22 protein-coding genes are annotated in these 23,229 nt (G+C 73.3%); 14 read left to right on the top strand and 8 right to left on the bottom strand.

Features of this window, described 5'->3' with window-relative positions:
- Positions 1 to 39: 39 nt before the first annotated feature.
- Positions 40 to 1,302: a sugar efflux transporter gene (locus tag DGO_RS05445; protein WP_083847224.1), complete on the top strand. Its 1,263-nt coding sequence runs from the start codon at positions 40 to 42 to the stop codon at positions 1,300 to 1,302.
- Between the two features lie 184 nt (positions 1,303 to 1,486).
- Here the strand turns inward: DGO_RS05445 and trpA are convergent, their stop codons facing one another.
- Positions 1,487 to 2,317 (bottom strand): tryptophan synthase subunit alpha, encoded by an 831-nt coding sequence (trpA, locus tag DGO_RS05440; protein ID WP_043801210.1) that lies wholly within the window; start codon positions 2,315 to 2,317, stop codon positions 1,487 to 1,489.
- Positions 2,318 to 2,319: 2 nt separating this feature from the next.
- Positions 2,320 to 3,561, bottom strand: a complete 1,242-nt coding sequence (gene trpB, locus DGO_RS05435; protein WP_014684482.1) for a tryptophan synthase subunit beta — start codon at positions 3,559 to 3,561, stop codon at positions 2,320 to 2,322.
- A gap of 106 nt (positions 3,562 to 3,667) precedes the next feature.
- Here trpB and DGO_RS21015 point away from each other — a divergent pair, with 106 nt between their 5' ends.
- The 3 genes from DGO_RS21015 to DGO_RS05420 all read left to right on the top strand — a co-directional run bounded on the left by DGO_RS21015 (position 3,668) and on the right by DGO_RS05420 (position 6,539).
- The gene (locus DGO_RS21015) at positions 3,668 to 4,285 is read left to right on the top strand and encodes a histidine phosphatase family protein (protein ID WP_014684481.1); all 618 of its coding nucleotides are present in this window, start codon (positions 3,668 to 3,670) and stop codon (positions 4,283 to 4,285) included.
- 185 nt (positions 4,286 to 4,470) lie between these two features.
- Positions 4,471 to 5,697 carry a kynureninase gene (gene kynU, locus DGO_RS05425; protein ID WP_043801206.1) on the top strand — a complete coding sequence of 409 codons (1,227 nt, stop codon included), beginning with the start codon at positions 4,471 to 4,473 and terminating at the stop codon, positions 5,695 to 5,697.
- On the top strand, positions 5,694 to 6,539 hold the full coding sequence (locus DGO_RS05420) for a tryptophan 2,3-dioxygenase (protein ID WP_043801203.1): 846 nt from the start codon (positions 5,694 to 5,696) through the stop codon (positions 6,537 to 6,539). Before kynU ends, DGO_RS05420 begins: the two co-directional genes overlap by 4 nt.
- Before the next feature lie 260 nt (positions 6,540 to 6,799).
- Here DGO_RS05420 and gluQRS read toward each other — a convergent pair whose 3' ends face one another.
- From gluQRS to DGO_RS05405, 3 genes are read right to left on the bottom strand one after another with little or no spacing between them, the layout of a single operon-like run.
- On the bottom strand, positions 6,800 to 7,618 hold the full coding sequence (gene gluQRS, locus DGO_RS05415) for a tRNA glutamyl-Q(34) synthetase GluQRS (protein WP_050920888.1): 819 nt from the start codon (positions 7,616 to 7,618) through the stop codon (positions 6,800 to 6,802).
- 55 nt (positions 7,619 to 7,673) lie between these two features.
- On the bottom strand, positions 7,674 to 7,970 hold the full coding sequence (locus DGO_RS05410; protein WP_043801199.1) for a hypothetical protein: 297 nt from the start codon (positions 7,968 to 7,970) through the stop codon (positions 7,674 to 7,676).
- A 2-nt stretch (positions 7,971 to 7,972) separates the two neighbouring features.
- Positions 7,973 to 8,605, bottom strand: coding sequence for a ParA family protein (locus DGO_RS05405; RefSeq protein ID WP_014684476.1), 633 nt, complete (start codon positions 8,603 to 8,605; stop codon positions 7,973 to 7,975).
- Between the two features lie 96 nt (positions 8,606 to 8,701).
- Here DGO_RS05405 and DGO_RS05400 point away from each other — a divergent pair, with 96 nt between their 5' ends.
- The 10 genes from DGO_RS05400 (at position 8,702) to DGO_RS05355 (ending at position 17,772) form a co-directional block, all read left to right on the top strand.
- Positions 8,702 to 8,911 carry a hypothetical protein gene (locus DGO_RS05400; RefSeq protein ID WP_050920887.1) on the top strand — a complete coding sequence of 70 codons (210 nt, stop codon included), beginning with the start codon at positions 8,702 to 8,704 and terminating at the stop codon, positions 8,909 to 8,911.
- Positions 8,912 to 8,967: 56 nt separating this feature from the next.
- The gene (locus DGO_RS05395; RefSeq protein ID WP_043801194.1) at positions 8,968 to 9,642 is read left to right on the top strand and encodes a response regulator transcription factor; all 675 of its coding nucleotides are present in this window, start codon (positions 8,968 to 8,970) and stop codon (positions 9,640 to 9,642) included.
- A 9-nt stretch (positions 9,643 to 9,651) separates the two neighbouring features.
- On the top strand, positions 9,652 to 11,112 hold the full coding sequence (locus tag DGO_RS21010) for a HAMP domain-containing sensor histidine kinase (protein ID WP_050920692.1): 1,461 nt from the start codon (positions 9,652 to 9,654) through the stop codon (positions 11,110 to 11,112).
- 196 nt (positions 11,113 to 11,308) lie between these two features.
- Positions 11,309 to 12,340, top strand: a complete 1,032-nt coding sequence (locus DGO_RS23185; RefSeq protein ID WP_145975257.1) for a hypothetical protein — start codon at positions 11,309 to 11,311, stop codon at positions 12,338 to 12,340.
- A 10-nt stretch (positions 12,341 to 12,350) separates the two neighbouring features.
- Positions 12,351 to 12,980, top strand: coding sequence for a serine/threonine-protein kinase (locus DGO_RS05380; protein WP_145975256.1), 630 nt, complete (start codon positions 12,351 to 12,353; stop codon positions 12,978 to 12,980).
- A gap of 40 nt (positions 12,981 to 13,020) precedes the next feature.
- Positions 13,021 to 13,827, top strand: coding sequence for a CAP domain-containing protein (locus DGO_RS05375; RefSeq protein WP_014684470.1), 807 nt, complete (start codon positions 13,021 to 13,023; stop codon positions 13,825 to 13,827).
- 147 nt (positions 13,828 to 13,974) lie between these two features.
- Entirely contained in the window at positions 13,975 to 14,898 is a 924-nt protein-coding gene (locus tag DGO_RS05370; RefSeq protein ID WP_043801189.1) for an aldo/keto reductase, read from the top strand.
- Between the two features lie 83 nt (positions 14,899 to 14,981).
- The gene (locus DGO_RS05365; RefSeq protein WP_014684468.1) at positions 14,982 to 15,683 is read left to right on the top strand and encodes a S4 domain-containing protein; all 702 of its coding nucleotides are present in this window, start codon (positions 14,982 to 14,984) and stop codon (positions 15,681 to 15,683) included.
- Positions 15,680 to 16,690: a cell division protein ZapE gene (gene zapE / locus DGO_RS05360; RefSeq protein ID WP_014684467.1), complete on the top strand. Its 1,011-nt coding sequence runs from the start codon at positions 15,680 to 15,682 to the stop codon at positions 16,688 to 16,690. Before DGO_RS05365 ends, zapE begins: the two co-directional genes overlap by 4 nt.
- 2 nt (positions 16,691 to 16,692) lie before the next feature.
- Entirely contained in the window at positions 16,693 to 17,772 is a 1,080-nt protein-coding gene (locus DGO_RS05355; protein WP_014684466.1) for a serine hydrolase domain-containing protein, read from the top strand.
- A 34-nt stretch (positions 17,773 to 17,806) separates the two neighbouring features.
- Here the strand turns inward: DGO_RS05355 and DGO_RS05350 are convergent, their stop codons facing one another.
- From DGO_RS05350 to DGO_RS05340, 3 genes are read right to left on the bottom strand one after another with little or no spacing between them, the layout of a single operon-like run.
- Positions 17,807 to 18,883: a hypothetical protein gene (locus DGO_RS05350; RefSeq protein WP_145975255.1), complete on the bottom strand. Its 1,077-nt coding sequence runs from the start codon at positions 18,881 to 18,883 to the stop codon at positions 17,807 to 17,809.
- A gap of 19 nt (positions 18,884 to 18,902) precedes the next feature.
- Positions 18,903 to 21,812 (bottom strand): LPS-assembly protein LptD, encoded by a 2,910-nt coding sequence (locus DGO_RS05345; protein WP_226991466.1) that lies wholly within the window; start codon positions 21,810 to 21,812, stop codon positions 18,903 to 18,905.
- On the bottom strand, positions 21,809 to 23,125 hold the full coding sequence (locus DGO_RS05340; RefSeq protein WP_145975254.1) for a SpoIID/LytB domain-containing protein: 1,317 nt from the start codon (positions 23,123 to 23,125) through the stop codon (positions 21,809 to 21,811). Before DGO_RS05340 ends, DGO_RS05345 begins: the two co-directional genes overlap by 4 nt.
- Positions 23,126 to 23,229 lie beyond the last annotated feature (104 nt).

Raw genomic sequence — 23,229 nt, 5'->3', positions numbered from 1 at the left:
TTTCAGAGCCTAGAGTGCGCCTATGCCCGGTGCCGCCCGATGACCGTCCCACCCCCGCCTCCTACCCCGGAAGTGGCCGCCCAGCCCTCGGCCGGCGAGCTGCTGCGCTCGCTGGCGCGGCTGCCCCACGCCCTGGAGCTGTCGGCGTCGGTGTTCCTGCTGGGCTTCGGCCTCTCGCTGGCGAACCCGTTCATGGCGCTGTTCGGCGTGAACGAGGTCCACATGACGCCGCTGCAACTGGGCATCTTCCTGACCCTGAACGCGGTGGCGAGCGTGCTGATCAGCACCCTGCTGGCGCGCTTCTCGGACCGCCTGCCCAACCGCAAGCCGCTCGTGCTCCTCACGCTGGGCGCCGGGGCCACCGCTTACCTGCTGCTGAGTTCGCTGCGCTCGTACCCGGCCATTCTGATTGCGGGGATGGTCTTCCTGGGCACGGGGGCGGCGGCCTTTCCGCAGCTGTTCTCGTTCGCGCGCGCGCGCTTCGCGGACGCTCCCGGCGACCTGCCCGAACGCGCCCTGACCGTCCTGCGCTCGGTGTTCTCGCTGTCGTGGGTGGTCGGGCCGGGACTGGGGGCCGTGCTGCTGGCCGTCTGGGATTTCAGGGGCACCTTTCTGGCGACGGCGGCATGTTTCGTGCTCGCGGCGCTGGCACTGCTGCGCGTGGCGCCCCGGCCCCCGCAGCCCACCACTCCCGCCGCCGCCCGGCCCGGCGCGCCCACAGGCCCGTCGCCCATCGTGCAGGCGGCCTTCGCCTTCGTGCTGTACGGCATGAGCATGAGCATGGGCCTGACCATGTTCCCGCTGTTCGTCACCAAGACCCTGGGCGGCACCCAGGGCGAGGTCGGGTTCCTGGTCGGGTTGTGCGCCCTGCTGGAAATTCCGGCGATGCTGGCGCTGGTCGCGCTGCGCCGGCTGCCTCCCCTGAACGTCCTGATCCGGGCGGCGCTGCTGCTGTTCGTGGTGCATTTCGCGCTCGTGTACTTCGCCTCGGGGACCGTACTGCTCGTGCTGTCGCAGGTCGTGCGCGCGGCCGTGCTGGCGGTCATGGCGGGGCTGGGCATGGCCTACTTCCAGGAGCTGATGCCGGGGCGCTTCAGCGTCGCCACCACGCTGTTCGCCAACACCAACAATGTCGGTGCCATGCTCTCGGGCATCGTGTCGGGGGCCTGCGCGCAGCTCTTCGGCTACCGCTCGGTGTACCTGCTGTGCGCCGCCCTGACCCTCACCGGCTGGATCATCATGCAGCTCACGGTGCGCCGGCAGAAGCGCCACTTGGCCGAAGCCGAGGCCCGGGCGGCCTGAGCGCAGCGTCCGAAGGGGCCAGGGGCTCCCCTCGGTCCCTCTGCATTGAGGAGAGCGAACCCCTGAACAGGAGAAGCGGCCAGCCCCACGCCCCCGTACGGAGCCGAAGACCGCTGTAAGACCCGCCGCAAAAAGGCTCCCCGGACTAGAACGGTCACGGGGAGTGTCCTTGTCGCGGCGCGGCCTACTTCCGGCAGCCCGCCTTGATGCCGTCGGCCAGCGCGCCCACATCCTGGCCTTCCTTCACCGCGTTGATGAAGGCGCTGCCCACCACCACGCCGTCGGCCACCTGCGCCACCTGGGCGGCGGTCGCGGCGTCCTTCACGCCGAAGCCCACCGCCACCGGCACGCGGGCGTACTGCCGGGCCAGCGCCAGCATGCGGGGCACCTCGCCCAGCGCCGCGCCCTCGCGGGTGCCGGTCACGCCGGTCACGCTGACCGCGTACAGGAACCCGGTGCAGGCCTCGGCCACGAGCTTGACGCGCTCGGGGGTCGAGGTCGGGGCGATCAGGAAGGTCACGGCCAGACCGTGCTGCGCGGCGAGGTCCGCGATCTCGATGTCCTGGTCGGGCGGCAGGTCGGGCAGGATCAGGCCGTCCACCCCCGCCTCGGCCGCCAGCCGCATGAACTCGGCCGGGCCGACCGCGTAGATCGGGTTGACGTAGGTCATGATCACGATGGGCGTGTCGTGGCGCCCGCGCAGCCCGGCGATCAGGTCGATGGTGCGCCGCGTGCTCGTGCCGCCCGCCAGCGCCTGCTCGGAGGCCCGCTGGATGGTGGGGCCGTCGCCCAGCGGGTCCGAGTACGGAATGCCGACCTCCAGCACGTCGGCGCGCGCCAGCAGGGCGTCGGCCACCGCCGGGAATTCCTCGGCGCTCGGGTAGCCGGCCGTCATGAAGGGAATGAAGGCCGCGCGTCCCTCGGCCCTGGCCCGCTCAAAGGCCGCGTGGATGCGGGCCGCGCCGCGCACCGTCGCCGCCGTCGCCGTTTCCGTCGCCGTTTCCGTCGCCGTCATGCTCATGCCTTCGCCTCCCCGGCCGGGTTCTCGCCCAGCAGGCGCATCACCTCGACCACGTCCTTGTCGCCGCGCCCCGAGAGGTTCACCACGATCACTTCCTCGGGCTTCATGGTGCGCGCCAGTTCCACGGCGTAGTAGATGGCGTGCGCGCTCTCGATGGCCGGAATGATCCCCTCCATGCGCGTCAGGAGTTGCAGGGCCTCGAGCGACTGCGCGTCGGTCACGGGCACGTACTCGGCCATGCCCGCGTCGCTGTAAAAGCAGTGCTCCGGCCCGATGCCGGGGTAGTCCAGCCCCGCGCTGATCGAGTGCGGCGGGATGATCTGGCCCTCGTCGTCGTTCATGAGGTACATCAGCGAGCCGTGCAGCACGCCGACCCGGCCCCCCGCCACGCTGGCGGCGTGCTTGCCGGTTTCGACGCCCTCGCCGGCGGCCTCGGTACCGATCAGGCGCGGGCGCTGCTCCGGCGGCAGATAGGCGTAGGGTGCGAAGATACCGATGGCGTTGCTGCCGCCCCCCACGCAGGCCACGATGGCGTCGGGCACGCTGCGGCCCTCGTGCTCCAGCAGTTGCGCCTTCACTTCCTCGCCGATCACGCTCTGGAAGTCGCGGACCATCGCCGGGTAGGGATGCGGCCCGACCACGCTGCCCAGGATGTAGAAGGTGTCGCGCACGTTGGTCACCCAGTCGCGGATGGCCTCGTTGGTGGCGTCCTTGAGGGTACCGGTGCCGCTCGTCACGGGCCGGACCTCGGCGCCCAGCAGCTTCATGCGGAAGACGTTGAGGGCCTGACGGCGGATGTCCTCCTCGCCCATGTAGACCACGCACTCCAGGCCCAGCAGCGCCGCCGCCGTGGCCGAGGCGACGCCGTGCTGGCCCGCGCCCGTCTCGGCGATGACCTTCTTCTTGCCCATGCGCTTGGCGAGCAGCGCCTGCCCGAGGCAGTTGTTGATCTTGTGCGCGCCCGTGAAGTTCTGGTCCTCGCGCTTGAGGTAGATCTTGGCGCCGCCCGCGTGCGCCGTCAGGTTGCGCGCGAGGTACAGGGTGCTGGGCCGGTTGACGTAGTCGCGGAACAGCCCGGCGAGTTCGCCCAGGAACTCAGGGTCGCGCTTGGCCTCGTTGTAGGCGGCCTCGAGTTCGTCGAGGGCCGGAATGAGCGTCTCAGGCACGTAGCGGCCACCGTAGCGGCCGTAGCGCCCACGCCCGTCCGGCTGCGGAAAAGCAGGAATCGTCAGGGACATGGCCCCAGGGTACGGGCCCATACCAAACGGGTGTTAGGGAAATGTAGACATCTGGTCTAAGTTTGAAGGAAAGTTCACCGGACCCGGCGGTTGCTAACCTGGGACCATGCCCCGCCTGTTTCTCGTCCGGCACGCCGAAACCGAGCACAACCAGCGCCAGGTCTTGCAGGGAGCGGCCAGTGCGCCCGGAGTCATCAGCGCGCGCGGCGAGGCCCAGGCGCGGGCCTGCGGACTGGCCCTGGCCGCTCTGGCGCTCCCGGACCCCCGCGTCTACGCCAGCACCTACCGCCGCGCGCAGCAGACCGCCGGAGCCATCGCCGACGCTCTGGGGGTGGGCCTGACCGTCCTGGACGGCCTTCAGGAAATGGAGGTGGGCGACTGGGCGGGCCGCCCCTACAGCGCCCTGGACGTGAGCGCCGACCGGATTCGCCACGAGGACGGCTCGTTCGGGTTCGCGGGCGGCGAGAGCGGGGGGCAGGTGCGCGCCCGGCTGCGCGTGGCCCTGCAGGGCGCCCTGGCGCGGGGCGGCACCCCCGTCGTGGTCTCGCACGGGCTGGCGCTTCAGGCCGCGCTGTGCGAGCTGCTGCGCGTGCCCCTCGACGACGCCTGGAACGACCAGCGCTATGCCCACGCCAATACGGCCGTCACGGAACTGGAAGGCGAAGCCGGGGCGTGGCGGGTGGTCCGGCTGGCCGACACGCAGCACCTGGAAGGCGTGCTGTAGGCAGGACAGGGCGGGCAGCCACTCCCTATACTCTCCCCATGTCCCACCCCCGCCCCCACGCCCCGGCAAATGAAATTGCCCAGGCGCTGCGGCCCTGGTGGTGCGCCTGTCTGGGTCGTCCCCTGCGCGCGCGGCGCTGAGTCCCGCTTCGTCCGGCTCCCGCCCCGTTCCCAGGAGAAACCATCATGACCACCCTTCAGGACCAGACCGTCCCCGCCCACGTCCATGCCCTCGACGCCCACGATCCCCTGCGGCACAAGCGCGAAGAATTCGTGCTGCCGGGGGGCCTGGTCTATCTCGACGGCAACAGCCTGGGGGCCATGCCGCGCAGCGTACCCGCGCGGCTCTCGCACGTCGCCTCGCAGGAGTGGGGCCAGCAGCTCATCCGCTCGTGGACGGCGGACGCCGAGGCCGCCCAGGACTGGATGGCCCTGCCCGACCGCGTGGCCGCCAAGGTCGCCCGCCTGATCGGCGCGGCGCCGCACGAGGTCGCGGTGGGCGACAGCACGAGCGTGAATACCTTCAAGGCGCTGGCCGCCGCCCTGAGCCTGGCCGGAGAGCGCCGCGTGATTCTCACCGACGCCGACAACTTCCCCACCGATCTCTACATGGCGCAGGGCCTGGGCACACTGACCGGCGACCTGGAGCTGCGCCGCGTCCCCTCCGCCGACATCGCCGCGAATCTGACGGGCGACGTGGGCGTGCTGCTCCTGACCGAGGTGGACTACCGCACCGGGCGGCGGCTGGACATGGCGGCCCTCAGCGCACAGGCCCGCGCGCAGGGCATCCTGACCGTGTGGGACCTGGCGCACTCGGCGGGGGCCTTCGGGGTGGACCTGAACGGCTGCGGCGCCGACTTCGCGGTGGGCTGCGGCTACAAGTTCCTGAACGGTGGCCCCGGCGCACCCGCCTTTTTGTTCGTGGCCGAGCGGCACCACGCGGCGGCCCCGGTGGTCCTGAGCGGCTGGATGGGCCACGCCGACCCCTTCGAGATGGCCCGCGACTACGCCCCCGCCCCCGGCGCGCGCCGCTTCGTGGTGGGTACGCCCCAGGTGCTGAGTCTGAGCGCGCTGGACACCGCCCTGGACGTGTTCGCGGATGTGGACATGGCTGACGTGCGCGAGAAGTCGCTGTCGCTGAGCCGCACCTTCATGGCGCTGATGGGGCCGCTGCTGGCCCGCTTTCCCCTGACGCTCGTCACACCGGAGGCCGAAGCCGAGCGCGGCTCGCAGGTCAGCTACCGCCACCCCCAGGCACGCGAGGTCATGGCCGACCTCATCGCCGCCGGGATCATCGGGGATTTCCGCACGCCGGACATCCTGCGCTTCGGGCTGACGCCGCTGTACCACTCGCACGCCGACATGTGGCAGGCCGTGCAGGGCATCAAGGCTGTATTAGAGGCCCGCGCATGAGCCGACCCGCCGCGCCGGATGCTGACAGCCCGGAGCAGGCCTACCAGGACTTCACCCGCCGCCTGAGCTACGGCGACTACCTGCACCTCGACGAGCTGCGCGCCGCCCACCAGCCGGTGACGGCCGCGCACGACGAACACCTGTTCATCGCCGTCCACCACGTCTCGGAGGTGTGGCTGGGTCTCATCATCCGCGAGTTGCAGGCGGCCATGACCCTGCTGGCGGGCGGCGTCACCGACACGCCGCTGAAGATGCTCTCGCGGGTGGTGCGCGCCCAGGAGCAGCTGACGAACGCCTGGGAGGTCCTCAAGACCATGACCCCGGCCGACTACCTGCAATTCCGCAGCGCCTTCGGGGCGGCGTCGGGCTTCCAGTCAGCGGGCTACCGCATGGTCGAGGTGCTGCTGGGCAACCGCAACCCCGCCCTGCTGCGCCCCCACGAACACCGCCCCGACCTGCACGACCCCTTGCAGGATGCCCTGCGTGCCCCCAGCGTGTACGACCTGACGCTGCGGCTGCTCGCCGCCCGGGGCCTGCCCATTCCCCAGGCCGTGCTGGAGCGCGACCTCGCCGAGCCCACGCAGCTCGACGAGGCGGTGCTGGAGGCGTGGCTCACCGTGTACCGCGACCCCGAACAGTACTGGGACCTGTACGAACTGGCCGAGAAGCTGCTGGACGTGGAAGACAACTTCCGCCGCTGGCGTTTCAACCACCTGACGACGGTGGAGCGCACCATCGGCTTCAAGACCGGCTCGGGCGGCACGAGCGGCGCGGGCTATCTGCGCCGGGCGCTGGAAGTCGTGCTGTTCCCCGAGCTGTGGGCAGTGCGGACAAGGTTGTAAGTGGGGTATGGGGAGTGGATAGAAGCGGAATCGAAGGCCTGATCTTCTCCGACCGCAGGGGCACCGCCCAACCCCCCCGAAGGCCGTCGTGCGCGCAGCGCGCGGGCCATTCCAACTCAGTATGTCCGGCCCCGAGCTGAGTCGTCACGCTGTAAAACAGAGCGGCCCCGCCGACTTCCGGGACGACTCTTGCCAAGCGCAGCGAAAAAACTCCCCCTGATGGGGCTGAGGGAGAAAGGAGAACCCGACCGACTTCCAGTCTAAAACGCCCATTCCCGGTACACCTCCACCAGTTCCGCCGCCGTAACCTCCCCCGGCACGCCCCACCCCAGCGACCGCGCCAGCTCCCCCAGCACCCGTTCCGGCCGCTCCCCCGCCTCCCGCAGCGCTGAAACGGGCGACGCCCCGCCCCGCTTGGCCAGCCGCTCGCCCCGGTAGTCGGTCATCAATGGCATGTGCCAGTAGCGCGGCGTGGCGTACCCCAGCGCCCCCTGCAACGCGACCTGCCGAGGCGTGGCGGGCCACAGGTCGGCGCCGCGCACCACGTCGGTCACGCCCATCTCGGCGTCGTCCGCGACCACGGCGAGGTGGTAGGCGTACACGCCGTCCCCGCGCCGCAGCACGAAGTCCCCGACCTCGCGGGGCAGGTCCTGGCACAGCTCCTGACCGCTCCGGGCGTCGCGGGCGCACACCACCCGGTCCGGCACCCGCCAGCGCAGGGCGGCCGGGCGACCGGGGTGGGCCGTGCCCGCCCGGCAGGTCCCGGGATATACCGGTTCCTCGCCGTGGGGGGCGCCCGCACTGTCCTCGATGGCGGCCAGCACCTCCCTGCGCGTGCAGGTACAGGGGTAGGTGTCCAGGCGCGCCAGGGCGGCGGCGTAGTGCTCCAGCCGCCGCGACTGCACATATTCGGCGTCCCAGTCCAGGCCCAGCCAGCTCAGGTCGCGCCGGGTGGTGTCGTAGGCCCAGTCGCGCACGCGCCCGGTGTCGAGGTCCTCGAAGCGCAGGAGGTGGCGGCCCCCCTGCGCGCGGGTGTGCAGCCAGGCCAGCAGCGCCGTGCGCGCGTTGCCCAGGTGCATCGCCCCGGTGGGGCTGGGGGCGAAGCGGCCGACCACGCCCCGCCCGGCCCCCGGCTCAGGCGCGCTCACGCAGCCAGCGCAGCAGCAGGTCCTCGACGAGTTCGCTCACACTCTCGCCGCCCTCCTTCTTGACCTCGCGCCATACGGCCCGCACGGTTTCCTTGCGCACGTACACGGCCTCCACACGCTCGGTCGTCTCGCCCCGGCGCCCGACCGGCTCGGCCACCAGGGTCAGCGCAGCCTTCTTCTTCAGCTTCTTGAGGGCCTTTTTGGCCTTGCGGGCCTTCTTCTTGCCGCCCCCGGCCTTCTCGCCCTGCGCCGCGACGGCCTCCAGATAGTCGAACCGTCCCACCCCTACACCAGTTCCTCGGCCAGCGCCTGCACGTCGGCCCAGGCGGTGGCGGCGCGCTCGTCCCGCACGTCGCGCACGAGCGTGCCCGCCTCGGCGGCCCGCTGGTAGGCGGCGTACTGGCGCACCAGCGTGCGGCACACGGCCGCGCCGTCGCGCACGAGGGCGTCGCGCGCTTCCTCGCCCGCGCGGCCCACCGGGGGCACGCGGGTCAGGACGACGCGCAGCTGCGCCCGGCCGCCCTTGGCGTCCAATTCGGGGGTCAGAAACTCCAGCAGTTCGCGGGTCGCGTCGAGTTCCAGGGGCGAAACGCCGCTGGGCACCAGGATCAGGTCGGCCCGGCCCCCGAGCTGGCGCAGCTCCTTGCGGCGGGGGCGGCCCTCGGTGTCCAGCACCAGGGCGTCGAGACCCGCGAGCATCTTGGGCTTCACGTCGTCGGCACCCACCACCCCGAAGGGCAGGGGCGTTCCGGCGGCCAGGGCCCGCTGCGCCCAGCGCAGGCCGCTGCCCACACGGTCGTCCTCGTCCACGAGCAGCGTGTTCAGGCCACGTCCGTGCAGGGCGCCGGTCAGGTGCACCGCCAGGGTGCTCTTGCCCACGCCCCCCTTTTCCGACGTGATGGCAATGACCCTCGTCATGCCCAGGAGCCTAGCAGACGGCCCTGCGGGCGGCATCATGCCCCCGTGGACACCCCTGCCGATCCTCCTGTGGCCGACCCCCGAGTGGGCACCCTGATGGCCGCGCCGACCTACTGGACCGCCCGCGCCCTGCGTGAACAGGGCAGCCGCTTCTACCGCGCGCTGGGCGAGGCCCTAGAGGCCGCCGACGCGACCAACCGCCGCCGCCTGTACGCGGGCTGGACCGACGAATTCTGGGACTTCTACGGGCGCGGCCTGCGCCTGGCCGAGCTGGAGGAAGGCGGAGCCGGCCGGGCCGCCGAGTGACCGGAAGTCTTCATGTGCGGGGTGCCGGGGGCCGCGCCGCCCTACACTGACCCCCTATGCCGCGCGTGCTGGTGGTGGAAGACGATCCGGGCATCCGCGATTACCTGAGCCTGGGGCTGGGCTACGAGGGCTTTGAGGTCGTGGTGGCGACCAGCGGCGGCGAGGCGCTGGACCTGCTGGCGGCCGGTCCCCCCGACGCCCTGATCCTGGACCTGGGACTGCCGGGCGTCGGCGGCTTGGAGGTGCTGCGCGCCCTGCGCCGGGGCAGCCGCCCCGGTCAGAACGTGCCGGTCCTGATCCTGACGGCCCGCGACGGCGTCGAGGACCGCATCGCCGGGCTGAGCCAGGGGGCCGACGACTACCTCGTCAAGCCCTTCCACTTCGGGGAACTCGTGGCGCGGCTGCGGGCCGTGCTGCGCCGCGCGGCTCCCGAGGAGGGCCGGGTCCTGACCTACGCCGACCTGAGCCTGGACACCGAACTGCGTGAGGCGACCCGCGCCGGGCAGCCGCTGGAACTCACCCCGCGCGCCCTGGACCTGCTCGCGGCCTTTCTGCGCCAGCCCGAGCGGGCGCTGAGCAAGGCGGCGCTGCTGGACATGGTGTGGGGCGCGGGCTTTCTGGGCGACGACAACATCGTCGAGGTGTACGTGCGCCAGCTGCGCCGGGCGCTGGGCGACCCCGAGCTGATCCATACCGTGCGCGGGGCCGGCTACGCCCTGCGGCTGCGGTAGGCCCGGCGCGTGCCCCTCCGGTCCCTGACCCCGCTGGGCCTGAGCGCGCGGCTGCTCGCGCTGCTGCTGGGCGGCGTGGCCCTGACCCTGCTGCTCATCGGGGGGCTGCTGTTCCTGCGGGTACGCGACTTCGGGGACGCGCAGGCCAGGCAGCTCACCTCGGGCGGGCTGGCCCTCATCGCCCGCAGCGCCCAGGCCGAGGACGACGCCCAGACCCGGCTGTACGCGGCCTATCAGGACCTCGCGGCCACGGCGCTCGCCTCGGGCACCTGGGGCGTGCTGGTGCTGGACGCCCCCAGCGCCGACTGCCCCGACGCGCAGGGCAAACCCTCGGCGCTGTGCTACACCGACACCGCTCCGCACCCCGAGCTGCCCGCCGCCCGCGCGCAGGTCGCCCGGCAGCAGGGGGCTGCCCAGTGGCCGCTGCCGGGGGGCGGCAGCACGCTGTTCCTGCTGCGGATTTCCGGCGACCTCGTGGCGGGGCTGGCGACCCCCAGCAACGTCGGGGGCCGCCTCGCCCTGGGGGTCATCGGCAGCTACGCGCTGCTGGCGGCCGGGGCGCTGGCCCTGCTCGCGCTGCTGGGCGCGCGGCTGCTGCGCCTGGGCCTGCGTCCGCTGCGCGACATGGCGGCGCAGGCCCGCACGCTGGGCGCGGGCGACCTGTCGGTGCGGCTGCCGCTGCCCCCGGCCCAGGACGAGGTGTCCTCGCTGGCGGGCAGCCTCAACCAGATGCTCGGGCGGCTCCAGGGGGCCTTCGCGCGGCTGGAGACCGAGGAGGCGCGTACCCGCACCTTCGTCGCGGACGCCTCGCACGAGCTGCGTACCCCGCTCGCGGCGATGCAGGGCAGTCTGGAGATTCTGGAGCGCGTGGCCCTGGACGAGAGCGACAAGGCCCGCGAAACCCGCGCCCGGCTGCTGGACAACCTGCGCCGCGAGACCCGGCGCGCCGCGCGGCTGGTCGGCGACCTGCTGCTGCTGAGCAAGCTTGACGCGGGCGAGCCGCTGCGCCGCGAGGTCACCGACTTGGGCGAGCTGCTGCGCGCCGAGGTGGCCCGCAGCGCCGACCTCGCCCCGCAGGTGAACTTCGAGGTGCAGGCCCCACCGGCCCTGAGCGCCTGGGCCGACCGGACCCGCGTCGCGGGGGCGCTGCACAACCTCCTGGGCAACGCCGCCGCCTACAGCCCGCCGGGCGCGGTGGTGCGCGCCGAACTGCGCCGGGAGGAGGGCCGCGCCGTGCTGAGCGTGCGCAATCCCGCCTCGCTGCCCCCGGAGTTCCTGCCCCGGCTGTTCGACCGTTTCGCGCGCGGGCCGCAGACCCGGCAGGGCGACGGCGGGTCGGGACTGGGCCTGTCCATCGTGCAGGCGACCGCGCGCGCGCACGGCGGCGACACCTTCGCCGCGCAGGAGGGAAACGAGCTGCGGGTGGGCTTCACGCTGCCCCTGGGCGACCCCGGCGAAACGCGGCCCTGAGCGGCGCTCCGGGCGCCAGGACAGGCTTTTCGAGACGGGCCGCCGGCCCCGCTCGCCGCATTCAGCATTCGTTCAGCGGCGTTCCGGAAGCGCTTCAGCCCCGGCTGGCACACTCTTGCTCAGGACAGCGGCCCCCGCCGGACAGCGCGTCCGGAAGGCGAAGGCCCTCCGTCCACCTCACCCCAGGAGATTCCCCATGCGACACCTGAACCGCAAGACCCTGCCCGCCCTGACCCTGCTGACCCTGACCCTGATGGGCTCGAGCCTCGCCGCCGGCGGCTCCGCCTCGCCGACCACCCAGGCGCCCGTGGCCCCCGCCGTGACCGCCCCCGCTGCGCCGGCGACCCAGCCCGGCCAGGCCCGGACCCCGGCCGCCCCGGCCCCGGTGACCCCCGGCCAGCGTGCCCCCGCTCAGGGTGGCCCGGCCCGTGGCCCCCAGGCCCCGCAGGCTCCCCGCGCCCCCCAGGGCCAGGGTGAAGCGTACTTCTGCACCGTCGCCCCGGCAGGCGCCCAGGCCGGTCAGGTCGGCCGCCCCGAAATGCGCGGCCTGCCCACCCCGCCTGCCCCGGCTGCCGGATCGGCCCAGCCCGGCGCCGCTCTGCCCACTCCGCCTGCCCCCGGCGCCATGACGCCCGGTATGGCCGCCCCCGCCGCCCCCGCACCCCAGACGGGCACCGCTCAGCCCGGCGCGGCCCTGCCCACCCCGCCCGCCCCCGGCGCGGACGCCCCTCAGCCCGGTCTGGCGGCTCCTGCCGACGCCTCGGGCCAGCAGCCCACTCCGCCCGCTCCGCCCGCTGGCCAGGCCGCGCCCGCCGCGCCCCAGGCCGGCAAGCAGCCCCAGCCCGGTCAGCGTGAAGCCGGCGCGCCGCGCGGCGAACAGGGCCGCCTCGGCGACCGCGTCCTGAACTGCGTGCCCGCGATGCCCGGCCAGGCCCCCCAGGGCGCGGCCCTGGCCCACCCCGCCCGCTCCCGGCGCGGCGGCCAAGCCCGGCGCTCCCGTGCGCCCCGGCACGCCCGCCAAGCCCGGCGCCCCGGTGCAGCCCGGCGCCGCTCCGGCCACGCCTGCCCAGCCGGGCGAAGCCGCGCCCGCGCCCGTCACCCCCGGCAAGTAAGTCCGGCCGACAGACGCACACAGGGGTCAGCCGCCGCGCTGGCCCCTGTGCCTTTGCCCGGACCTGTTCCCGGGCGCCCGTCCTGCCCCGGCCTTCATGTCGGAGGCCTACCCTGAAGGCCAGACCATGACCAGATCCAGACTCCCCTTCAACGTCCGGCCCGGTGCCCTCGCCGCAGCGCTGCTGTGTGTCGGGGTTCTGGGCGGTTCGGCGCTCGGCCAGACGCCGCCGGGCACCGAGCAGCGGGCGCCCGCCGGTCCCCGTCCTCCCCAGCCGCAGGTCACCCTGACCCTGGCGCAGACCCGCACGGTCCTGGCGCGCGCCGCGCAGGTCGTCACGGCCCTCCAGATCGGGACCGTGCGCAGCGCGCCCGCCGGGGCCGAGGCCGTCCTGACCTATCAGGGCCAGGCGGTCAGCGCCGTCGGCATCGACCTTCAGGGCAATGTGCAGCCCCTCGCCACGCCGCCGCCGGTGGGCGGCCCCCTCGGCAAGCGCCCCGGTCCCTGGGCCGCCGCGCCGACCCCGCCCCTCCCGCTGGCGGCCGGGACGCCGGTCACGCTGGGTACCCAGGCCCGCGCGCGCCTGTCGGCCCAGGTGCGGGGGCTGTACGTTTCGGGGGCGGTGCGGGTGGTCGGGCCGCAGGTGCGGGTCACGCTGCTCAGCGGCGCGGTGGCCGTCGCGGAACTGCGCTTCGGCGACGGTGGCGCGCTGCGGCCCCTGCCGGACCCGGCCAAGGACAGCCCGGCCGAGCGCTGACAGAAGGCCGTCAGGTCCGGCCCGCTAGGCTGGGCGGCGCATGAAGCTCCGGCCCGCCCTGTCTGCCCTCGTCGCCGCGCTGCTCGCCTGCGGGGCCCTGGCCCAGACCGGGGCCGATCCCGCCGCCGCTGTCCGGCAGGAACTCGCCCGCTGCGGCGTGAGCGCGCAGGACACGCCCGCGCTGGCCCTGGCTGCCCGCGACGTGCTGCGCGGTCAGGAGCTGGGCCGCGCGCTGGCGGGGCAGGGCTACCGCGCCCACGACGCGCACGGCTGGCAGCTCACCTTCGGGGACCTCGCCGGGCTGCGCCGGGCGGTGCAGGAAAGCTGCGCGCCCTGGCGCGGTCTGGGCGAATACGGCCTGAGCGTCTCGGGCCACCGGCTCTCCCTGATCGCGGCGGTTCCGGCGCGCGTGGACCTGACCCAGAGCCGGCGCTGGCTGGCCGACCTTCTGGCGGCCACCAACCGCGCCCGGTTTCAGGGCCAGAAATGCGGAGACAAGCTCATGAACGCCGCGCCCCCCCTGAAATGGGACCCCCGGCTGGAGGCGGCGGCGGCCCGGCAGGCGACCGACCTCGTGCGGCTGGACTTCCGGGGCCACGTCAACCCCCAGGACGGCAGCGGGCCGCTGGAGCGCGCCGCCGCCTACGGCTTCCGGGGCGGCGTGGGCGAGAACCTGTCCTACGGGCCGGTCACGGCGCAGGAGGCCGTGCAGAGCCTGCTGGGCAGCCCCGGCCACTGCGAGAACCTGATGAACCCCGCCTGGACGCTGTTCGGCGGCGCCGTGAACAACGGCACGGCGACCACCCTGTTTCCGACCTACTGGGTGCAGGTGTTCGGCGCGCCGTAGCGGCCCCGGCAGGCACCTGAAGACGCGGTGAAGGTCCGGCCTGAAGCCCCGGCGCCTTCCGGCGTGCTTCAATGCGGGCGCCCGAAATTCAGCAGGCCCGCAGCGGCGCCCACAGCGCCCGGATTTCTTTCAGGGGGAAAACAGACCATGAGAACCATCAAACTCGGCACCAGCGACCTCGACGTTCCGGTGGTGGCGGTCGGCTGCATGCGCATCGACTCGCTCGACAGCGCGCAGGCCCAGGCCTTCGTGGGCGCGTCGGTGGACGCGGGCGCGACCTTCTTCGACCACGCCGACATCTACGGCAAGGGCCGCTGCGAGGAGATCTTCGCGGACGCCGTGCAGGCGCTCGGGCTGCGGCGCGACCAGATGCTGCTCCAGTCCAAGTGCGGCATCCGGCAGGACGTCCAGACCTTCGACTTCAGCAAGGCGCACATCCTGGCGTCGGTGGACGGCATCCTCAAGCGCCTGAAGACCGACTACCTCGACGTGCTGCTGCTGCACCGCCCCGACACGCTGGTCGAGCCGGAGGAAGTGGCGGCGGCCTTCGACGAGCTGGAAGCGGCGGGCAAGGTGCGGCACTTCGGCGTGTCGAACCAGCACCCCTACCAGATGGAGCTGCTGAAGAAGTACGTGCGCCAGCCGCTCGTCGCCAACCAGCTGCAACTCGGGATCATGCACACGGGCATGATCGACAGCGGCATCAACGTGAACATGACCAACCCGCCCTCGGTGGACCACGACGGCGGCATCCTGGACTACTGCCGCCTGAACGACGTGACCATCCAGCCCTGGTCGCCCTTCCAGTTCGGCTTTTTCGAGGGCGTGTTCCTCGACAACCCCAAGTTCCCCGAGCTGAACGCCGAGATCGACCGCGTGGCGGCCACGCACGGCGTGAGCAACACGACCATCGCCATCGCGTGGCTGCTGCGCCACCCTGCCAGGATGCAGCCGGTGACCGGCACCATGAACATCGAGCGCCTGCGCGACTGCGCCAAGGCCGCTGAGGTCACCATGTCGCGCGAGGACTGGTACGGCATCTACCGCGCGGCGGGCAACAAGCTCCCCTGAACCCCACGCGCCCTGTCCACGCCCCTTCAGGCTCCCTTGCCCTGGGGGGCGTGTGCCGCGCGGGCTGCTCTAGAGTGGCGGGCATGAAGCAGAAGCTCTCTACCCTGGTGGCCCAGGCGCGCGGCGGGCGCGTGGTCCGCACGCCCTTCGTGGACGGCGACGAGATCGACCGCCGGCTGCTGCAAGACGACGAGGTCCACCACAAGTTCGCGGGCGGCTTTCCCGACGCCCGGCGCGTGGTCCTGACCCTCTACCCCGCCCACATCCCCGAGGTGGACTCGGGCGTGGGCGTGTGGCGCGTGACCCCGGCGCCCGGCGGCCCCGGCTGGGACCTTCAGGACTTCGCGGTGCAGCTGCGCCGCCTGGAACTCAACGAGGAGCAGCTCGGGGACATTCGCGAGGAGCGCGGCGGGGCCTTCCTGATCGCTGCGGCCGGCAAGGCGGCGCAGGCCATCGAGGCCCTCACCGAACTCGGCGGGCGCGAGGTCGAGGTCGAGGAGGTCGGCGAGACGGCCGGCAAGGGCAGCAAGGTCCGCGAGGTCGTGGTGCCCTCCATGCGGGTGGACGTGGTGGGGGCCAAGGGCTTCGGGGTCAGCCGCGCGTACTTCCAGCAGGGGATCGACGGCGGCAAAGTGCGCCTCAACGGCCAGCCGGCCCGCTCCAGCAGCGAAATCCGCGAGGGCGACAGCCTCAGCGCCGAGGGGCTGGGCCGCATCGACTTCAAGCGGGTCGTGAACGAGACGCGCCGGGGCAACTTCAAGGTGGAGCTGGACGTTCACCGATGATCGACCTGCTGGCCCGCAATCCGCAGGTGTCGCCCGAGGAGATGAGCGGCGGCCTCGTGCCCAGCGCCCGCTTCGGGGACGTGCGTTTCGGCAACTACCGGCCCAACCCCGCGTACCCCAGCCAGACCCAGGCCCGCGACGACCTCCAGGCCTTCGTGCAGGGGGCGGGGCAGGCCCAGACGGGCGGGTGGCGGCTGTTCCGGCGCGCGCGCCCGGAGGGACGGGGCCTGTATCTCGACGGCGGCTTCGGGGTCGGCAAGACGCACCTGCTCGCCAGCGCGTACCACGCCAGCGCAGGCAAGCGCGCCCTGATGAGCTTCCAGGACCTGATGTACCTCATCGGGGCGCTGGGCATGAACCGGGCCATCGACACCTTCAAGGGGCACGACCTGCTGCTCATCGACGAGTTCGAGCTGGACGACCCCGGCAACACCCACATGGCGAACACCTTCCTGGGCGGGATCATGCCGGGCGGGACCAGCGTGGTCGCCACGAGCAACACCGAACCCGGCGCGCTGGGACAGGGCCGTTTCAACGCGGGCGATTTCCAGCGCCAGATCCAGGGGATCGCCAGCCGTTTTTCGCCGCACCGGGTCGAGGGACCGGACTACCGCCAGCGCGGCACCGCCCCCGAGGAACCGCTCTCGGCGGCCGAATACGCCGCCTGGACCGCCCGGCAGGCGGAGGGCACCCTGGCCACCGTGACGCAGCGCGACCTGAACCGGCACCTGCTGGACATCCACCCCAGCCGCTTCGCCGCGATGCTGTCGGGCGTGGGCGCGCTGGCGATCACGGACCTGCGGCCCATGACGGACCAGAACATGGCGCTGCGCTTCGTGCATTTCGTGGACAAGCTCTACGACCTCGGGATTCCGGCGGCCTTCACGGGGGCGCCGCTGGGCACGCTGTTCGACGAGACCTACCGCCACGGGGCCTACGCCAAGAAGTACAGCCGGGCGCTGAGCCGCCTGTCCGAGCTGCTGCGCGAGGCCCGCGCCGGAACCTGACGATGTTTCGCCGCGATCCCCTGCGCGCCCGGCTGGCCGAGGCCGCCGAGCTGCTGGACCTGGGGCACGAGCAGCGGGGGGTGCTGCCGGCGGTGGTGCGCGCCGCGCTGCCGAGGGGCGGGGTGGTGGGCGTGTCGCGCGGCGGCACGCGGCTGCTCGTGCCGGTCGGCGGCGTGTCCCCGGCGGGCGTCTTCGAGCTGGCGAGCGTGACCAAGCCGTTCACGGCGGCGCTCGCCTCGGCGCTCGTCGCGCGCGGCGCGCTGACCTGGGACCTGCCCCTGCGCCGCCTGGGGGGACCGCTGCGGGGGCTGCCCGCGCACTTCACGGCGCGGCGGCTCGCCACCCACACCGCCGGGGTGCCGGGCCACCCGGCGCGCGCGGCCCTGACGGCCCTGACCCGCTACCACGATCCCTACGGCCACATGACGGGCGCGCAGGCCCTCGCCAGTGCCCGGCGCTGGAGTCGCGAGCCCCGGCCCCCCACCTTCCTGTACTCGAACCTGGGCGTAGGTGTCCTGGCCCTGGCCCTGGCCCACGCGGCGGGCGAGGCCCTGTCGGCGGAGGGCTACGGCGCAGCGCTCGCCGGGCACGTCACCGGGCCGCTGGGCCTGCCGCGCACCGGCCTGAAGCCCGCACCGGGCGAACTGATCGCGCCGCGCGGCCTGCTGGGAGGTCACGAGCCGACGGGTTTCGGGCCGCTGGCGGGCGCCGGGGGGCTGTTCGCGCCGGCAGGCGACCTCCTGACCTTCGGCGAGGCCCACCTCTCGGGCGCGGCCGGGGACCACGGGCAGGCGGCCGAACATCCGCGTGGCCTGCCCCGGCCGCGTGCCGGAGCCGCGCCGGGCTGGTTCACGACGCCGCCGCCCGGCCCGGCCGTCCCCGAAACCGCGTGGCCCCGCTGGCACGACGGTGTGGCGCGCGGCACCCGCACGGCCCTGGGGTTCTCGCCGGCAAGCGGCGCCCTGGTCACGGTGCTGGCGCGCGGCGGCCTGCCGCTGCTGGGGGCCCGGAACGCGGCCCCGGCCCTCGCCCTGCTGCTGCTGGGCGCGGCGATTGCGCCCCTGACCGCACCGGGCGGCTAGGCCGCTACCGGCCCGGCGCAGGGGCGGGCGGCCCTCACGGCGCGGAAACCAGCCAGGTCAGGGCGCGCGCGTCGTTCAGGTTGCCCAGGAGCAGGGCGGGCGACCACGTGCTCTGGTTCAGGCCCAGCACGGTGTCGTAGCCCGTCAGCGTGGTCGGGGTCAGGGCGTAGAGGTTGCCGTTGAGGTCCAGGGTCACGTCGCGCAGGTTGGCGAACTGCGCGACGTCGGGCGCGGCCGTGGTGCGGGTACCGTCCCAGAGGCGCAGCGGCTCGGTGCCGTTGCCGCTCAGGGCCGCGTCGCGCCACGCGGCCAGCAGGGTGCGGGTGCCGCTCAGCCCGGCCCACAGCCGGTCCACACGCGCGTTCCCGAAGGCCGCCACCGCCGTCTGGGCGTCGGGCACGCCGGTCGTCAGCAGGGGGCGCACCCCCGAGTCGGTGGCCGCGTAGATGAGGTCCCCGAAGGGCGCGAGATCGCGGATCGCGGCGCTGGGCTGCGGGGTGCCGACCAGCGGCGTGCCGTCCTGCACGGGGTCGGTCTGAAGGCGGCGGCTCACCACCACGACCTCGCTGCCCCCGCCCAGCGCCGCGCGCGCGATGATGCCGGTATCGCCGCGCACCGCGAGCCGGGTGGGCGGGATATCGGTGCTCGGAATGGGCGGGGTCACGCTCAGGGTGGTGGTCCACACGAGGCTGCGGTCGGCGTTGTACAGGGCCAGGGTCTGCGGCCCGTTCTCCACGCACTGGCTCAGCGTGAGCAGGCGGTCGCGCGCCGCGCTCTGGGCCGTCTGGACGAGACAGGGCGTCGGGGTCAGCGCCGGAAAGTCCTGCGGGTTTTGCAGGTTCACGTCGCGCTGCTGGAGCCCCTTCCTGAGGGTCAGCGCGACCGCGCGGCCACCATTCAGGGTGGCGAGGTCCACGCCGTCCTCGACCGCCACGGTGCCCCGTAGCTCGCGCGAGACCTCGCCGGTGTTGACGTAGCCCAGCGACGTGCCTCCCGCGTTCAGGACGGCCAGGCGCGTTCCGGGCTGGCGCTCCACGATGCCGGTGCAGGCGGTGAGCAGCCCGGTCAGCAGGGCGCAGGCGGCGAGGATGGGGCGGCGAACACTGGACATGGCGGACCTCCGGCGAAACTCAGGGGGTGGGCGAGAGAAGGGGCAGCTGCGTGCCGGTCGCGTCGAGGTTGAACAGGGGGTAATACTGCCCCGGCAGCCCCACGGCGATCCGGTAGCGGCCCTGGGTCAGGTTGGCCTCGGCCTGAAGGACCCAGCAGCAGCGGTCGATGGTCAGGCCGACGACCGGGGCGGGGCGCGCGTCGCCCTGGCGCACGCCGTTGACGTAGGTCAGGGTCTGTTCCAGGCTGGCCGTGAGGTAGGCGCCGGGCCGGCTGGCGTTGCCCAGGGCCACCCCGGCCCGCAGCGGCGTGAAGGTCAGGGTGTCGGTGGCGAGGTCGTCGCCCGTGCGGCTGCGCAGGTAGGTCGCGTTGCCCGACAGCGAGAAGCGCCCGCGCTGCCACGCCGCGTTCAGGCTGGCCTGCGCGAACTCGGTGCGGGTCTGGTCCAGGCCCGGCAGGTTCAGCGAGGCGGCGGCGCTCAGGCGCTGGCCCGGCCGCGTGAGGTTCAGCGACCCCACGAGCTGCGGTTTGGTGAAGCCCAGACGGCGCAGGTCGTAGGGGCCGCCGTAGGTGAGCTGCCAGTTGTCGGCCGCGCCCGCCACGTTGCCCACGCTGAAGGTCACCCGGCCACTGTCGGGGGCGTTGTCTGGGCGTTCAAGCGTCAGGTCGTGCGAGGTCGAGACGGTGTAGCCGCGCCAAGTCAGGCTGTGGCTGCCGTACAGGCGGGGCACGGCCACCCCCAGCGTCTCGGTGCCCGTCACGCTGATGGGGTTCAGGACCGTGTCGCGGGTGGTCACGGCGCTGTAGCGCGCGCTCACGCTGGTCAGTTCCTTCTCGGGCTGGCGCACGTCGTAGATGCCGCTCACGGTAAAGGCGTTCGTGCGCACCTCGCTGGCGACGGTGGCCGCCACCGTGACCGGCTGCACGCCGGTGGTCCTCTGGTAACCGCCCGAGGCGCTCAGCGTCAGCCTGGGAAAGGGCCAGGCGCTGCTGCGGGCGTAGTAGGCCGGACGCTCGGGGCGCGCGGGGGTGGTCGGCGTGGCCGGCACCGCCGGCACGGCCGGCACCAGGGTCAGGCGGTTGGAATCGGGGTCGCCCACCGTGAAGTTGTAGTTCAGGTCGATGAGGTCGCCGGCCGTGAAGTCGTAATTCAGCGCGTAGCTGGCGTTCACCGGCTTGCGGGTCACGCCGGCCGCCACCTTCAGCGTCTCGTTGCGGCTGGGCACGCCGGTCAGGCCGACCTGCTCGAAGGCGTCGCGCTGGTAGGTCACGGCAAAGGTCGAGCCGCTCGTGGGCACGGTACTCAGGCCGACTTCCAGCGGCGCGGAGAGCACCTGCGGAATCGCCTCGAAGGCAAAGGGACTGGTCCCCTCGGAGCGCAGGTAGCTCTGCTTGACGCTGAAGGAGTTGCCGCCCGCCCAGCGCCGCGTCAGGCTGCCGGCGAGGCTCAGCTGCACCGTGCGCCCGCCCGTACCGTAGTAGCGTCCGGTAAAGGCGTTGGTCAGGCGCAGCTCGGTGTCCGGCCCGAACTGCCGGGTCAGGCTGAGGTCGTGGACCTCCTCGAGCCGGCTCGTCGTGATGTTCGGGCCGGCCGCGCTGGCCGAAGGCGACAGGACATTGCTGCCGGCCGTGTACTCGCCGCCCGTGAGCTTGATGTCCACGTTCACGTCGCCCACCGTGAAGGGCCGGGGGTCCAGCACCACTTCCTTGCGCCGGTACGGGTCTCGCAGGGCCGTGGTCGGCTCCGGCCCCAGGCGGTCGAGGTAGGTCAGGGCCGCCGAGAAGCGGGGATACTCGACCCGCGCGCCGAAGTTGACGGTGGTCACGCCCCGGTCGGCGTCGGTGGGCGTGCGCCCGATGTCGCGCCGCGTCACGGCGAGGCTGTAGTCCAGCCCCCCCGAGCCACCCGTGCTGAAGCTGCCCGTGCCCGAGGTCCCGGTCGCCAGCGCCAGCGGAATGCGGCCCTTCGCACTGAAATTCAGGTCGATGTCGTAACCCTCACGCGGCGTGCCGTCGGCATTGAAGGGCGCGGGCAGCGCCAGCCCGTACAGGTCCAGGCGGTCTACCCAGCTCAGCGGCGCGTAGGCCCGCAGGTCCACCCCGCCGCCCAGGCTGGGGCTGCGGTTCTGGTAGTAGCGCAGCAGGGTCGTGCCGAGCACGCTGCTGCCGATGCTGAAGGGCAGGTCAGCCTCGATGCTCAGGCCGTCGGGCGCGCCGTTGCCGACCGCGAAGCGGGGCTGCCGGGCCTGGTCGTTCAGGGGCAGCACGACCACCGGCAGGTACAGCACCGGCACGTCGGCGAGCAGCAGCTGCGCGCGGTAGGCCACCAGCCGGTCGCCGGGGTACACGAGCAGCCGCTCGGCGCGGAAGGCGTAGTCGTTGGGCGTGCGCCCGCATTTGGCGCAGGGCGTGAAGTAGCCGCTGCGGGCGCGCAGCTGCCCCGGTACCCGCTCGACCTCCGCCCCCCGGATCTCGAGCTGGCTGTCGCTGATGAGCACGTCGCGGCCCGTCAGCGCCTCGGTGCCCAGGTCCACGACCAGATTCTCGCCCTGGAGGTCCTGACCGTCCTTGGCGGTGCGGTAGGTCGCCGCGCCCACGAGAACCAGCGTGCGCCGCGTGCGGTTGAACTCGACCCGGGAGGCGCGCACCACGTCGTCGTCGATGCGCAGTTCGGCCGGCGCGTCGGCCGTGCCGCTGATGATCACGAGTTCCTGGTCGTCCTGGTTGCGCAGTTCCAGGGTGGCGGCCGACACGATCCGCACCGTGCGGGCCTGCGCCGTGCCCAGCGTGAGCACCCCCAGAGCCGCGAGCGACAGCAGTCGCCCGGCCAGGCCCAGCCCACGCCGCGTCAGCCGAAAGCGCCGGGACCGCGTGGCCCGCGCCGCCTGCGTCTCGCCGGAGGGACCGGGGCCGGCCGGGCGGAAACTCACTCGCTCACCCAGGCCGGGGCGGGCGGGGCCTCACCGGCCCGCAGGGCTTCTCCCTGCTCGGGTGTGCAGGCGGGAGCCGCCACGGCCGGGGCCGCCGCCAGCACCTCGGAGGCCGCACTCAGGCCCGGCAGCGGCCCGGCGGCGGCGAGCCGGGGCTGGACCGGCGACGCGCCCGTACCTGCCAGGACGCTCAGGACCGTGCCGGGGTAGTAGAAGCCCAGCATGTGCAGGTGGTCGTAGCCCTGGCGCGCCAGCCCCAGCGCCCCGTACTGCGAGAGGCCCACGCCGTGCCCCTGCCCGGTGCCCTCGACGACCAACGGGTTCAGGCCCGTGAGGACCGCGCGGCTGCTGCCCGCCCCCAGCGAGCGGATGAAGCCCCCGGCGTCGGCCCCGCTCACCTTCGCGCTGCCGCTGGCCCCGGCGAAGGTGATCTCCTGCGGGCGGCCCGAGGACGACTGCCGGGTCACGGCGACCGACTTCAGGGCGCCCACGCGCACGCCGTAGCGCGCGGCGATGTCCTGTACGCGCGCCAGAGGAATCTCCAGTCGCCAGCGCGCGCGCGGTCCCCCCGCCGAGAAGGGATCGGCCTGCGCGATCAGGTACGGGGCCGGATTGCCCCAGACCTCGGCGCTCGACGCCGTGTAGCCGCCCGAATCGCTGGAGAAATAGGTGCTGGCCGCCTTGCCGCCGTAGGACACGACCTGCCCGGCGGTGGCGCGGATGGCCGCGTCGGTCTGGGCTTTCTCGGCCGCCACGCCGCCGTACACCTGACAGCTTTCGGTGGCGCAGGTGTCGTAGTCCGCCCGGGGATTGATGCGCGCCGCGACGTAGGTCCGCGCGATGACCGCCTGGGCCGCCAGCGCGGGGGCAGGCCAGCTCGCGGGCATCTCGGAGGCGACCACGCCGCGCAGGTAGTCCTCGACATCCACCACGTTGATGGCCTGCACGCCGCCGCGCGCCGCGCGCAGCAGCACGCCGCCCCGGTAGGTCCTGCCGGAGATCTCGACGGTGCTGCCGGGCGTGGGCGGGAGGTACAGCGTGGCCCCGCCCGCGTCCTGCCCCCCCAGCGTGAGACGCTCGCCCTGCGCGCCCACCCGCCAGGCGTTGCCCTGAGGCGCGGCCGGGCCGGGTGCGGGCAGCGCCGGGCCCAGGCCGCCGGGCGTGGCCGGAGCCGAGGTCCGTACCGTGACCTGCGGGGCAGAAACGACCAGCACCCGCACGTTGAGCGCGTGAGAGGCGGACAGGGTGGCCGAGGCGGCCAGACTCAGCCCCAGCAGCAGCCGGGCGGACGAGACGCGGAAAAGACCTGGCATGTGTGCCGCGAGTATAAAGACTCTGCCCTGTGCTTCGCCTGACAGGGCGGTGAGGCGGCCTCATGCAGGCCCGGCCCGGGCCTGCGCCGCCCCGCGCCCCCTTC

The organism is Deinococcus gobiensis I-0 (assembly GCF_000252445.1).
GTDB lineage: Bacteria > Deinococcota > Deinococci > Deinococcales > Deinococcaceae > Deinococcus > Deinococcus gobiensis.
Note: the sequence above shows the minus strand (reverse complement) of the source record. Positions and strands in the feature narration are given on the sequence as shown.